Origin of the sequence: Bacillus sp. FJAT-27986 (assembly GCF_001685035.1) — a bacterium.
Lineage (GTDB): Bacteria > Bacillota > Bacilli > Bacillales > Pradoshiaceae > Pradoshia.
Genome location: NZ_MAYV01000016.1, coordinates 218,242 through 231,617, shown reverse-complemented (window position 1 = coordinate 231,617; position 13,376 = coordinate 218,242). Strand labels below are relative to the sequence as shown.

General features: G+C 38.6%; 12 protein-coding genes and 1 riboswitch. Of the genes, 11 read left to right on the top strand and 1 reads right to left on the bottom strand.

The window, feature by feature from the left end; translation table 11 throughout:
- Positions 1 to 8: 8 nt before the first annotated feature.
- From modB to A8L44_RS14065, 11 genes are all read left to right on the top strand, one after another.
- On the top strand, positions 9 to 665 hold the full coding sequence (modB, locus tag A8L44_RS14115; RefSeq protein ID WP_066107591.1) for a molybdate ABC transporter permease subunit: 657 nt from the start codon (positions 9 to 11) through the stop codon (positions 663 to 665).
- A 323-nt stretch (positions 666 to 988) separates the two neighbouring features.
- Entirely contained in the window at positions 989 to 2,116 is a 1,128-nt protein-coding gene (locus A8L44_RS14110; RefSeq protein ID WP_066107848.1) for a D-alanyl-D-alanine carboxypeptidase family protein, read from the top strand.
- Positions 2,109 to 2,702, top strand: coding sequence for a nucleoside recognition domain-containing protein (locus A8L44_RS14105; protein WP_066107588.1), 594 nt, complete (start codon positions 2,109 to 2,111; stop codon positions 2,700 to 2,702). The genes A8L44_RS14110 and A8L44_RS14105 overlap by 8 nt, the downstream gene beginning before the upstream one ends.
- Positions 2,702 to 3,232 carry a spore maturation protein gene (locus A8L44_RS14100; RefSeq protein ID WP_066107585.1) on the top strand — a complete coding sequence of 177 codons (531 nt, stop codon included), beginning with the start codon at positions 2,702 to 2,704 and terminating at the stop codon, positions 3,230 to 3,232. The genes A8L44_RS14105 and A8L44_RS14100 overlap by 1 nt, the downstream gene beginning before the upstream one ends.
- 225 nt (positions 3,233 to 3,457) lie before the next feature.
- Positions 3,458 to 4,186, top strand: coding sequence for a 23S rRNA pseudouridine(2605) synthase RluB (gene rluB / locus A8L44_RS14095; protein ID WP_066107581.1), 729 nt, complete (start codon positions 3,458 to 3,460; stop codon positions 4,184 to 4,186).
- Between the two features lie 86 nt (positions 4,187 to 4,272).
- A complete protein-coding gene (gene resA, locus A8L44_RS14090; RefSeq protein ID WP_066107578.1) occupies positions 4,273 to 4,800 on the top strand; it encodes a thiol-disulfide oxidoreductase ResA in 528 nt (175 codons plus the stop codon).
- Between the two features lie 15 nt (positions 4,801 to 4,815).
- The gene (gene resB / locus A8L44_RS14085; protein ID WP_066107574.1) at positions 4,816 to 6,474 is read left to right on the top strand and encodes a cytochrome c biogenesis protein ResB; all 1,659 of its coding nucleotides are present in this window, start codon (positions 4,816 to 4,818) and stop codon (positions 6,472 to 6,474) included.
- A complete protein-coding gene (ccsB, locus tag A8L44_RS14080) occupies positions 6,455 to 7,633 on the top strand; it encodes a c-type cytochrome biogenesis protein CcsB (RefSeq protein WP_066107571.1) in 1,179 nt (392 codons plus the stop codon). The genes resB and ccsB overlap by 20 nt, the downstream gene beginning before the upstream one ends.
- 338 nt (positions 7,634 to 7,971) lie before the next feature.
- Positions 7,972 to 8,691 (top strand): response regulator transcription factor, encoded by a 720-nt coding sequence (locus A8L44_RS14075; RefSeq protein ID WP_066107568.1) that lies wholly within the window; start codon positions 7,972 to 7,974, stop codon positions 8,689 to 8,691.
- A complete protein-coding gene (locus tag A8L44_RS14070; RefSeq protein WP_066107565.1) occupies positions 8,691 to 10,463 on the top strand; it encodes an ATP-binding protein in 1,773 nt (590 codons plus the stop codon). Before A8L44_RS14075 ends, A8L44_RS14070 begins: the two co-directional genes overlap by 1 nt.
- 120 nt (positions 10,464 to 10,583) lie before the next feature.
- On the top strand, positions 10,584 to 11,069 hold the full coding sequence (locus A8L44_RS14065; protein WP_066107562.1) for a hypothetical protein: 486 nt from the start codon (positions 10,584 to 10,586) through the stop codon (positions 11,067 to 11,069).
- Between the two features lie 88 nt (positions 11,070 to 11,157).
- Here the strand turns inward: A8L44_RS14065 and serA are convergent, their stop codons facing one another.
- Positions 11,158 to 12,741, bottom strand: coding sequence for a phosphoglycerate dehydrogenase (serA, locus tag A8L44_RS14060; RefSeq protein WP_066107558.1), 1,584 nt, complete (start codon positions 12,739 to 12,741; stop codon positions 11,158 to 11,160).
- 382 nt (positions 12,742 to 13,123) lie between these two features.
- Positions 13,124 to 13,254, top strand: a riboswitch (FMN riboswitch).
- The last annotated feature ends 122 nt before the right edge of the window (positions 13,255 to 13,376 follow it).

Genomic DNA, 13,376 nt, shown 5'->3' with positions numbered 1-13,376 from the left:
GAATGAATATGTTACATGAATTTTTATCACCTATTATTCTTTCAATTGAAATAGCAGTGGTTTCGGGAATAATTGTTATCATATCAGGGACATTTATTGGCCGCTATTTAGCTATGAAATCTTTTAAGGGAAAAGCGGCTTTTGAGACATTTCTTATGTTGCCTCTAGTTCTGCCGCCATCAGTAGTAGGATTTATTTTGATTGTCTTGTTGGGAAAGCAAAGTATCATTGGACAAGCAATTGAGTGGATTTTTGAGAAGCCAGTCATATTTACTTGGTGGGCGGCTGTCATTGCTGCTACGATTGTGGCTTTTCCCCTTATGTATCAATCAGCTAAGTCTGGTTTTCAAGGTATTGACCATGAAATCGAAGATGCTGCTCGAGTAGATGGAGCAAGTAAATGGCAGGTTTTTCTTCATGTTTCCCTTCCGTTAGCATCGAGAGCGCTTATGACGGGCGGTATTTTAAGCTTTGCTCGAGCATTGGGGGAGTTTGGCGCTACTTTAATGTTTGCTGGAAATATTCCAGGCGTTACGCAAACAGTTCCGATAGCTATTTATACAGCCCTTGATTCGGGCAACATGCTCATGGCATGGATGTGGGTTTTAGCTATATTCTTACTATCTTTTCTCATGCTGTTCGTGATTCAATTAAAAAAAGAGTGAAGATTCATCACTGATCGTAAATGGGCAACGAAGTTTACATAAACTTTTAGTTGCCTTTTTTTTATGTAATTATTACCTGAAGAATTTTAGCATCCTCCTTCATACATAATCTAATTCACTTATCACTCACCCTGAATAACCTGTCTTCGAATATTTAAGAAATTAAGCGCATAGACTTGTACAAAAACATGAAGGGGACGAGTGTGGTGAAAGTGTACTCTTTCAAATATAAACGTAAGAAATATAACTCGAAACGTAATCTTTCAGTAAAGAACGATCCAATCCGCTTAGTGTTATGGAAGCTGGCAGGCACCATCCTCATTATGATTTTGTGTTTGGCAAGTTTACTTTCGCCGATAAAAACAGTTTCTGCACAAGCGCAAGAACTTGAAAGAATCCAAACAGGGGCTAAAAGTGCAATTATGATTGAGCAGAGCACCGGCCGGATTTTATATGAGAAGGATGCCCATACAAAACGAAGGATAGCGAGTATTACTAAAATTATGACCGCAATTCTTGCGATTGAATCGGGGAAGATGGATAAAACTGTAACGGTGACAGATGCGATTTTAAAAGCAGAGGGATCGGCGATCTATTTGCAGGTAGGAGAAAAAATAAAATTAAGCGACCTTGTTTATGGACTTATGCTCAGATCAGGAAATGATGCGGCGATTGCCATTGCTGAATATGTGGGAGGAAGTGTGGAGGGTTTTTCTGCATTAATGAATCAGAAAGCAGAATGGATTGGCATGAAGAACAGTCATTTCACCAATCCGCATGGTCTTGATGATTCTGATAACCATTATTCCACAGCCTATGATATGGCAATCCTAACTAAGTATGCGATGGGGAATAAAATGTATCAGAAAATTGCCGGAACTAAGATCCATCGGGCACCCAACCCGAATGAAGTATGGGACCGTGTTTGGAAAAACAAAAACAGGCTGTTAACGGAAAAATATAAATACACCACAGGCGGTAAAACAGGTTATACAAAAAAAGCGCGCCGCACGCTAGTGACAACTGCATCCAAGGATGGATTGGATCTTATTACGGTTACTATCGATGATTCTACAGATTGGGCTGATCATATAGCTCTTTTTGAGGCGGGATTTAACAATTACACATTAACTGAAGTAGTACCGCGTGGAGACATAAAAACGATAAAAAAAGGATTTTATAAAAATAAAGCTTATTTAAAATCATCGTTATCCTACCCGCTTACGCAAAAAGAACAAGAGGAGGTCGAAGTAAAGTATGAACTGAAAAAGCCCAAAAAACAGTGGAAAAAAGGAAAAAATCTTCCGGCTAAGGTTGGAAAGGTGAATTTAATTCTTGATGGACAAACGCTTATATCTAAACCGGTTTATCTACATAAAAAAGATCAAACTGTCTTCGATATATGGAAAGACGTCTTCTATACTTTTTCAGGTGTAAACACAAATGGTTAATTATATATGGGTCGGAATCAGTATAATTGGAATCATTTATGCGATGTTTACTGGAACAATGGCGGAAGTTAATGAAGCGATCTTTAAGAGTGCAAAAGAATCGGTCACTCTATGCTTCGGCCTTATGAGTGTCCTTGTTTTTTGGCTGGGCATCATGAAGATTGCAGAAGAGGCAGGTCTATTGGATAGTTTAACACGTTTGACAAAGCCAATCGTATCCAGGCTTTTCCCAGATGTGCCGCCAAATCATCCGGCAATGGGATATATCGTATCCAATATAATGGCGAACACATTTGGACTGGGAAATGCAGCTACACCCCTGGGTATAAAGGCGATGGAACAATTAAAGGACTTAAATGGCGGAAAGGATACAGCAAGCCGCTCTATGATTACGTTTCTGGCATTGAATACCTCTGGGCTGACGCTTATTCCAACAACCGTCATAGGAATCCGCATTCATTATAATTCAGCCAATCCGACAGAAATTGTCGGCCCGACCTTTTTGGCAACCGTCATTGCAACGATAGCAGCTATTATTTTAGATCGGTACTTCTACTGGAAAAGAGTAAGAAAGGGGATGGATTGATGCACTGGATCTCAACCATATCAATTTGGATGATACCTGTGGTTATCTTGCTCATCCTTGTCATGGGTGCCATAAAGAAGGTCCCGACCTACGAGAGTTTTGTGGAAGGCGGAAAAGATGGGATAAAAATCACATTTTCGATTATTCCCTATCTCATTGGTATGATGGTGGCCATTTCTATTTTTCGTGCTTCAGGTGCTATGGATTTGCTGATAGGCTGGATGAAACCGGTATTAAACTTCTTAGGTGTGCCTTCAGAGGTAGTACCTTTAGCCTTAATAAGACCCATATCGGGAAATGCTTCTCTCGGCATGGTCAGTGATTTGATTGCCACATATGGACCTGACTCTTTTATAGGGAAGGTTGCTTCCACAATCCAGGGGAGCACGGATACAACCATATATGTCTTAACTGTTTATTTCGGTGCAGTAGGAATTAAGAAAATGGGAGATGCTTTAAAGGTGGGATTGTTAGCTGACCTCGTCGGGATTGGTGCGGCAATCTTATTAGCTGCTATTATGTTCCAATAGACACAAATTTGTCACAAAATGCTAAAAGAAGTGAAAAAAATAGTCAGATTTAACAAAAATCGGTATAAAAAGCCGATTTTTTTGTGTTTCTTAGTAAGTAATGAAATAATATGCGTGATAGGACATATCACTTTCTGCAAAAACAAAGTATAATGAACAACTAGGTAGAATGCCTATTATTTGAGTAAAGAATACAGAAAAAGTAAAATTAGACAGGTGATTAAAATGGAAAGATTACAAAAAGTGATAGCACAGGCAGGAATCGCCTCCCGAAGAAAAGCGGAACAGTTAATCGTAGAAGGCAAAGTAACTGTTAACGGTAAGATTGTAAAAGAGCTTGGCGTTAAGGTTGGCCCAAATGATCAAATAGAGGTAAGTGGAGTACCTGTAGAAAAGGAAGAACCGGTATATTTTCTGCTTTATAAGCCAAGAGGTGTCATTTCCGCTGCCAACGATGACAAAGGGAGAAAGACCGTAACAGATTTATTTCCACTGATCAAACAACGGATTTATCCAGTAGGCAGACTGGATTACGATACATCAGGTTTGATCCTGCTGACGAATGATGGTGAGTTTGCCAATGCCCTGATGCATCCAAAGTACGAAATAGAAAAAACGTACGTAGCGAAAATTCAAGGTATTCCATCCCGCGAAATAATAAAGAAATTGGAACGTGGTGTTCAATTGGAAGACGGTAAAACAGCCCCTGCGAAAGCTAAATTGCTATCAATGGATCGCAGAAAACAGTCCTCTATTGTAGAGCTGACGATTCATGAGGGCAGAAACCGCCAAGTCCGCCGTATGTTTGAAGCGATTGGGATGCCCGTTATCAAACTTAAACGTGAAAGATATGGATTCTTGACGTTGCACGGTGTTAGTCCTGGAGATTACAGAGAGTTAACACCACATGAAGTAAAGCAACTGCGTTCTATGGCGCTTCATAAAGATAAGTAAATACAACCGTAGCGCTGCCCTAAATTAGTGCCTTTCTGGCAGCGCTATATTCTTGTGTGTCTAAAGCATAGCGGGAGGGAACTTTTTTGACCAAACAAAAGCGTAAATGGATGAGAATAGGGGTTCTGGCCCTTTTAGCTGGAGCCGTCATTTATGTGGTATTTTCGAGTTTAACCATGGACAAGGAAAAAACCCTTAAAATGAATGAAACCGCTCCAAACTTTGCTCTGACAGATCTTGAAGGGGTTAAGCATGTGTTAGAGGATTATAAGGGGCAGGGAGTGTTTCTGAATTTCTGGGGGACGTGGTGTAAACCATGTGAATATGAAATGCCTTATATTCAAAGTCAATATGAAGTGTTCAAAGATAAAGGTGTACAGGTATTAGCTGTCAATGTAAATGAATCTGATTTTGTCGTGAATAAATTTGTTCAAAGACATGGGCTTACTTTTCCGGTTGTCATCGATAAGGACAATCAGGTGCAGCATCAGTATCTGATTAATCCCTTGCCGGCCACATTTTTAATTGATAAAAATGGTAAGGTCGTAGATTCAACCACTGGTAGTTTAACTGAAGAGAAGATTCAAAAGATGATGGAGAAAATACAGCCATAACAAGGGGTAATAAGGATGAAGGAAATAACTTGTGAATGTGGTCATGTTAATCCATATGGAACGATATTTTGTGAAGCATGCGGTAAGGTGCTCAATAAGGAAGAAGAAGAAAAAAAATTATTGGATATGAAATATGAAGGCAGTGCCAGAAGATCGCAAACCTACAATAAATCAGTAGTTGATAAGATTTGGAATTTTTTCTCATCCGTAAAGGTTGGCGTAACCTTAATCATTCTTCCATTAATTGCAGCTTCTATCGGTACCATCTTCCCGCAAGAAATGTATATTCCAAATGGAGAACCCGCTGAAACGTTTTATGAAAGTAAGTACGGCTGGTTTGGTGAAGTGTATTATGAGTTAGGATTACATAATTTATATAGTTCATGGTGGTTTTTACTGTTAGTGTCCCTCTTAGGAGTTTCACTTGTTATCGCCAGTCTTGACCGCTTTATTCCGCTATTCAGAGCTTTAAAGAATCAGAGAGTAATCAGGAATGAGGGTTTTTTACGCAGACAGCGGATTTTTGGTGAAGCTGATATAGCAGAGGAAAAAGAAAACTATGAATTAATCAAAACGAGATTAAAAGAAAAGCGTTATAACATAAGAGAAGAGAACGGCAATATTTTAGCAGAGAAGAACCGTTTTTCGAGGTGGGGTCCTTATGTTAATCATATAGGCCTGATCATTTTCTTAATTGGCGGAATGTTGCGTTTTATTCCAGGGATGTATGTGAATGATTACCTCAGAATTCAAGAAGGTGAAAAGAAAGCTGTACCTGGAACGAATGGTGAGTACTTTGTTGAAAACCATAAATTTACTGTAGAAGTTTATGATAAAGATAAGGAAAAAGAAGAGTTTGAGGCAACGCTTGACCGGGTTGGTACGGTCGTAAAAAATTATCAAACAGATGCCACTCTTTATCAAGCGGTAGGGGATACCTTGCCAGGGGAAGAAGTAAAGCTTGAAAAAGTTAAAGATTATCCGATACGTGTAAATGAACCTTTGAAATTTGATTCCTTTGCTTTATATCAAACATCCTACGAGGAAAACATGACGAAAATGTCATTCACCTTAATTGATAAAGCAACTGAAAAGGAGCATGGCAACTTAACCGTTGATTTGAATAATCCGAAAGATAGCTATGACCTGGGTAATGGGTACTCCGTGCACCTGGAGAGTTATTTTCCTGATTTTGAATTTAATGAGAATGAGCAGCCGACAACAAAGAGTCGATTTCCAAATAACCCTGCGTTTATCTTCAAAATGGTATCACCAGAGCATCCAGAAGGAGAAGTTAGCTTTGTTGCGATTAAACAAACCCTTGAGCCTTTGGGTGAGACCGAATATAAACTTAAATTCAAAAATATAGAGACAGGTTTTGCAACTGTATTAACAGTACGTAAAGACCTAACTTTATGGGTACTTGCGCTCGGAGGGCTTATCTTTATGATTGGCGTTATACAGGGGGCTTATTGGAATCATAGGCGTATTTGGATTCAAAAGAGTGGGGATAAAATATTTGTGGCCGCTCATACGAATAAAAACTGGTTTGGTATCAGGCGGGAGATTAATGAAATATTAGAGGGGACTTCTATTCCATTACCGTATGATCAAGCCGAAGGGGAAGAGATTCAAGAAAGAGGGGGAAAACAGAGTGGCGACTTTAAGCAGTAATTTGCTATATATTGCTTTTGTGCTGTACTTAATAGCAACTTTTGTATTTGCGGGATCCATAAAAGGTAAGAACGATAAGTGGAGTTATGAAAAATGGGCAAAAGCTGGAATTATTATCACTATTATTGGATTTATTGCACAGCTGGGTTATTTTATCACACGTTGGATAGTGTCAGGACATGCTCCTGTCAGTAATCTATTTGAGTTTACAACATTCTTTGGAATGATGTTGGTTGGAGCATTTATAATGATTTATTTCATATATAAAACAGCCATTCTGGGAGTATTCGCGCTTCCGATTGCGCTGTTAGTTATTGCGTATGCCAGCATGTTTCCACGGGATATCTCGCCGCTTATTCCGGCATTAAAAAGTGATTGGCTGTATATACATGTTACTACTGTAGCAGCGGGAGAAGCTATTTTAGCAATAAGTTTTGTGGCCGGATTAATTTATCTGATACGGGCTGTTAAACAAACGAAAGCATCAAAAAGTACGTTTTGGCTGGAAGCCGTTTTATTAGGATTAATTTGTACGATTGGTTTTGTTGTATCTACTACTATGTTTTCTATAGCTGATTATAAAACTGAATATACTTGGGTCAATAAGAGCGGTGCAGAGCAAACAGAGGAATATAATATGCCGGCGTTGTTTGTCCCGAAGGAAGCAAAATTGGTTTCCGGTACAGGGATGGATCCGTTAATTGAATTGCCATTAATAATCAATTCAAAAAAACTGAATACAGTAGTTTGGTCCATCATGATAGGTGTCGTGCTATATGGAGTGCTGCGTTTAATTTTACGTAAGCGTATAGGAGCAGCTATACAGCCGTTGGCAAAATCAGTGAATTTAGATTTACTTGACGAGGTTGGATACAGATCCATTCTAATTGGATTCCCTGTATTTACTTTGGGAGGGTTGATATTTGCCATGATTTGGGCCCAAATAGCCTGGTCAAGATTTTGGGGTTGGGATCCTAAAGAAGTATGGGCTTTAATTACATGGCTATTTTATGCAGCATTTCTGCATCTGCGCATATCGAAGGGGTGGCATGGCGAAAAGTCAGCCTGGCTTGCAGTTATAGGATTTATTATCATTATGTTTAATCTTATCGCGGTGAATTTAATTATCGTTGGATTACACTCATATGCTAGCAATTAAGAAAAAAGAGGACTTCCAAGTATGGAAGCCCTTTGTTCTTAACTCTTCTTTAGAAAATCAGGCTTAAGCTATTAACTGCAATTATATTCCGATTTATGATGCTTTTACTATTTTTAAGTTGGATGACAACTGAATAGGAAGTTAGGCAAAATCTTATATTAAAAAAATCTGGTTGTATGATAGATATTATTTTTCTATAAATTTAACTTTATAGAATCGCTTTATTTATGTAAATATTCACTTTTCTATTCCTAAATATTTAGTATGCATGTATAATAAAACTGATATCGTGGATAAATTTGTATCGTTATTAGTTAATGCTTAAGGAGGTCCGGGTGATGGAAGAGAACAACATACGATTGCTTATAGTAGATGATGAGGACCGTATTAGAAGACTATTGAAAATGTATTTAGAGCGCGAAAAATATACAATTGATGAGGCTGCTAATGGGGAAGATGCTTTAGAACTTGCTTTGGCGAATGATTATGATTTAATCCTTCTGGATTTGATGATGCCTGGCAAGGATGGAATTGAGGTTTGTAAAGAACTGCGTGAAAAAAAGGCAACACCTGTTATTATGTTGACTGCTAAAGGGGAAGAAATAAACCGAGTGCAAGGTTTTGAAGCAGGCACGGATGATTATATCGTAAAGCCTTTTAGTCCAAGGGAAGTAGTCTTACGAGTGAAAGCATTGTTAAGAAGGTCATCGAAAAATTCCTATATTCAATCAGAGACCTCAACTAAAGATGTTGTCGTCTTTAATCATCTAACGATCGATAATGATGCGCATAGAGTATTGGCGGACGGTGTAGAGGTTGCATTAACACCTAAAGAATATGAACTATTATACTTTCTCGCTAAAACCCCGGATAAAGTGTATGATCGGGAACAATTGCTAAAAGAAGTTTGGCACTATGAATTCTTTGGGGATTTACGTACCGTTGATACACATATTAAAAGATTAAGAGAAAAATTAAATAAAGTATCTGAGGATGCAGCTAGAATGATTGTAACCGTTTGGGGTGTTGGTTATAAATTCGAGGTAGTCAACGACTAATGTTTTGGAAAAGTGTAGTCGGGAAACTTTGGATGACCATTATTTTGCTGTTTTCCTTCGTTCTATTCATCTTAACTGTATTACTGCTGGAGTTTTTCCATAATCAAAGTATGGAGGAAGCTAAATCTTCTTTGTTTCGAACAGCCAAACAAGTTGAAATGATTTTAGAGGAACATTCAGATATCGAGCAATCAACACAAATTGTTTGGCAAATCATCGATCCGAATAAGGATATTGTTATTATTTTAGATGATACCAATATATACAGCAGTTTGAATGATTTGAATAAGAAAGAAGTCTATCAACTCTTTTCTCGTGATGAAACCTTAAAAAAGTCATTAGTGAATGATAGACAAGTTTCAGAAACCACTTATCTATCGTCTATTTTGGGCGGGGATAATGTTACTCAGGGTACAATTGTCGGAATTCCAATCACTAATGACGGAATGGATGGCGCCATCTATGCATTTCAGTCTGTAGACTCGAGTGAGAGTACAAACGCACAAACGACAATCTTCATCTTGATAGCTGTCGGGATAGGGATTGTTTTAACGACGATTTTTGCGTTCTTCCTGTTATCAAGAGTGACTGCTCCGCTTAGAAAAATGAGGGAAGCAGCATCTGAATTGGCCAGAGGAAAATTTGACATGAAGGTTCCCATTTTAACAAACGATGAGATTGGCGAATTGGCGATTGCATTCAATCAAATGGCACGGCAGCTGAAGTATAATATGACGGCATTACAGCAGGAGAAAGAGAATTTATCGAATATTTTAATTAATATGGCTGATGGAGTGATCATGTTTAACAGAGACGGTGAAATTCTTGTAACGAATCCTCCAGCAGATGACTTTTTAAGGTATAGTTTTTTGGATGAAACCAATCAAAAAAAACAGTCTGGAAACCAAGTCCCTGATGCATTAAGCGATTTATTCCTCGAGGTTAAGGGAACGGGAAAAGCTAAAATAGCCGAGATTACCACGCAGGGGCACGATTGGGTAATACTTATGAATCCCCTTTACCGTCAAAATGATATCCGTGGAGCTGTAGCTGTATTAAGGGATATGACGGAGGAACGCCGGCTTGATAAGATGAGAAAAGATTTTATTGCCAATGTATCGCATGAGCTTCGTACGCCTATTGCTATGCTTCAAGGATATAGTGAAGCAATTATAGATGATATTGCGGAAACAGCAGATGAGAAAAAAGAAATGGCACAGGTCATATATGATGAATCATTAAGAATGGGACGCTTGGTTAATGAACTCTTAGACTTGGCTCGAATGGAAGCAGGACATCAGACTTTAAATATTGAGGAAGTAGAAGTTGGCAGCTTTCTTGGTAGAATATCGAAAAAGTTCCAGCGGGCAGCTCAGGAAAAAAATGTTGATGTCTATACAACCCTTGACCATCCTGAGGCGCTTGTTGAGCTGGACCCTGACCGCATTGAACAGGTATTCACCAACTTGATTGATAATGCCCTGCGCCATACACCTGGGGGAGGTGAAGTGCAAATTATCCAAAGAACATTGGATAATGGTACTCAATTTGACGTGAAGGATTCTGGTGTAGGTATTTCTGAGGAAGAGCTGCCTTTTGTTTTCGAAAGGTTTTACAAGGTTGATAAAGCAAGAACAAGAGGGAGATCTGGCACAGGCCTTGGCCTTGCAATAGCAAAAAATATTATTCATGGTCATGGCGGTAAAATAGATGTCTACAGCAAGGTTGGACAGGGTACGACATTTACATTTTTTCTGCCAGCGAAAAAGTAGAATTAAGAAGATAATTCTTGTTACACAAGGAACTGTTTGATGAAAGCATATCACTTAGGTGATGTGCTTTTTTGCATTCTGATACTGGACATTTTATAGGAGAGCTATTGAATCCTGTTAGTGGTATTTAACATTAAAAACTCTACGGAACGGTGTACAAGCACTTTTCCGGATACACCTGGGAGGATCGCTACAGACACTTCGCAGAAATTAGGAATCCGATTTGGGGAGACTATCAAATTATATGCCGAAAGAAATGACCTTCAAATAACTGATTTAACATTTATTCCTTTAACGATTGCGGCTTGGTGCCGGTATCTACTTGGTGTGAATGATGCTGGTAAAAAAATGAACATCAGTCCTGATCCTATTTTAGAAGATTTGCAGCAGTATCTTCATGGAATCGAGTTCGGCCAACCTGAATCAGTCAGTAACCACTTACAGCCTATTCTTTCAAACGAAAGAATTTTTGGGGTGGACTTGTACGAAGTTGGCTTAGGAAATACAATCGAAGAATTTTTTAAGCAACTGATTGGGGGACCCGGAGCTGTAAGAGAGACATTGCATGAGCAAATCCAAAAACATGAGAATAAAGTGGCTTATTGAACTGAGACTAAGTAATTTTAATAGAATATAAGAGGAAAGGGCATCTCATAAGCTAAGCCAGCTTATGAGATGCCCTATTCTTATTATTCTATGCCTCACTCAAATTAATTGCTTTGGCGACGGATATTTCATCATTGCCGGCAAGTTCATTTATGACGGAATGAGGAATTTTTTCATCAAACGTAAGGATCATAATGGCTTCACCGCCGGCTTCTTTCCGTCCTACCTGCATGGTGGCAATATTGAGATTAAGATCGCCGAGTTTTTTACCGACAATGCCAATCACGCCTGGTCTGTCGTGGTGCTGGATATATAGGATATGGCCATCAGGGTAAAAGTCGATTTTGAAGTCATCGATGGCAATGATACGCGGCCCATATTCTTTTATATAGGTTGCTTTCATTTCAATTTGTCTGGTATCGCCTTTAATTCTTACCGTTATACTATTTGAATAACCATATGTTTCGTTTGAGATTTTTTCACCTATAGTGATGGAACGTTCCTTAGCGTATAACAGGGCATTTACTTCGTTGATGGTGACATCAGCCCGTTCTTTAAAAAATCCAGAAACAAGTGATTTTGTTAAAATTGATGAATCAAAATCAAAAGCATCACCGCCATATGTAATGGAAATTTCTTTTATGCCTTCGTTTATATATTGTGATAGGAAAGAGCCAAGTTTTTTCACTAATTGATAATATGGCTGTATTCTATTAAATAATTCAGCAGGTATAGCTGGTAAATTGATGGAGTTTGACACTGGTATTCCATCCACAAATGAGACTACTTCTTTTGCCACCTGCTTAGCCACATTTAATTGCGCTTCAGCAGTGGACGCTCCAAGGTGAGGTGTGACAATGATTTGATCCAAGGACAATAATTTATTATTCACCGGAGGTTCTTCTACAAATACATCCAGTGCAGCTCCGGCTACTTTTCCCTCAAGAACCGCATCATATAAAGCGTCCTCGTCAATTATGCCTCCTCTGGCACAGTTGATCAGATAGACACCGTCTTTGCATTTATGTATTGTATTTTTGTTTAATAAGCCTCTTGTATCCTTATTTAATGGGGTGTGGACGGTGATGAAATCAGATACTTGAAGCAGGTTATCGAGTGAACCGACCGTTATGCCTAATTCTTTTGCCCGATCTGACGTAATGAAAGGATCAAAGGCAAAAATATTCATCTGAAAAGCTCTCGCCCGCTTGGATAATTCAGTACCAATTCTCCCCATACCAACGATTCCTAACGTCTTACCTTTTAATTCAGCTCCGGCAAAGCGATTTCGCTCCCAAGCACCATTTTTTAAAGATTGGTGAGCCTGAGGAATGTTTCGGGCCAGGGATGCCATCATGGCAAAAGTGTGTTCAGCGGTAGAAATTGTATTGCCATCCGGTGCATTGACCACAATGATTCCACGACTTGTACAGGAAGGAACATCTATATTGTCGATCCCTACGCCAGCCCGGGCTACAATTTTTAGGTTTGTCATTTTTTGAAGTAAATCATTTGTTACTTTTGTAGCACTTCTAACTAAAAGTGCATCAAACAGATGCAATTCACTGCTTACTTCATCTATCTTTTTTTGGACAACCTCGATGTCATTCCTGCCAATGAATGGTGTTAAACCATCAGGCTTTATTGAATCAGCTATGAGCACTTTAAACAATCTTGTCACCATCCTGTAGAAGTATTTAATCTTGTTTCCACTCTACAAGACTTATAATCTGTGTGTCAATCAAGATTCAACATTGCAAGCGCTTACTATTTTAAAATTTTGGAAAAGTCTAATTTTTGTTGCCGGCAGATACTAAAAAGACTTCATTTTCTATAATTTAGACGGCTTAGTTGGTTCGAGGAAAATAGAGGTGAGGCCATTAATTTATGAATTTTTTACAAATATATATTTTTTGATCTATTTATATAGGATTCTAATCTCTTGTATTATTTAGTTTAGTGGGATAAAATCAATATAGAAATGGTCTAGTTAAATATACAGGTGGAATGTCTAGCCTGATTATTTTTCTAAAGCATTTTACTAATTAAATACGGTCTATCTTCGGGGCAGGGTGAAATTCCCTACCGGCGGTGATGATTTATAATCTAAGCCCGCGAGCCTGTAAAGGCAGGATTTGGTGAGATTCCAAAGCCGACAGTATAGTCTGGATGGGAGAAGATGGAGGTCTCTGTTAACGTTCAAAAAACGATCTTTCGTGAACGTTTTGTTTCACATTGCCTTTTTCTCCCTTTATCTAATTAAGATAAAGGGATTTTTTATGGCATGGCTTCATGATTGACGTTTTA

Excerpts from the sequence above, each read along its gene's own strand:
- A8L44_RS14070 (WP_066107565.1), top strand. The coding sequence starts at position 8,691 with ATGTTTTGGAAAAGTGTAGTCGGGAAACTTTGGATGACCATTATTTTG.
- A8L44_RS14075 (WP_066107568.1), top strand. The coding sequence starts at position 7,972 with ATGGAAGAGAACAACATACGATTGCTTATAGTAGATGATGAGGACCGT.
- A8L44_RS14105 (WP_066107588.1), top strand. The coding sequence starts at position 2,109 with ATGGTTAATTATATATGGGTCGGAATCAGTATAATTGGAATCATTTAT.
- modB (WP_066107591.1), top strand. The coding sequence starts at position 9 with ATGTTACATGAATTTTTATCACCTATTATTCTTTCAATTGAAATAGCA.
- resB (WP_066107574.1), top strand. The coding sequence starts at position 4,816 with ATGAAGGAAATAACTTGTGAATGTGGTCATGTTAATCCATATGGAACG.
- A8L44_RS14100 (WP_066107585.1), top strand. The coding sequence starts at position 2,702 with ATGCACTGGATCTCAACCATATCAATTTGGATGATACCTGTGGTTATC.
- rluB (WP_066107581.1), top strand. The coding sequence starts at position 3,458 with ATGGAAAGATTACAAAAAGTGATAGCACAGGCAGGAATCGCCTCCCGA.
- A8L44_RS14110 (WP_066107848.1), top strand. The coding sequence starts at position 989 with ATGATTTTGTGTTTGGCAAGTTTACTTTCGCCGATAAAAACAGTTTCT.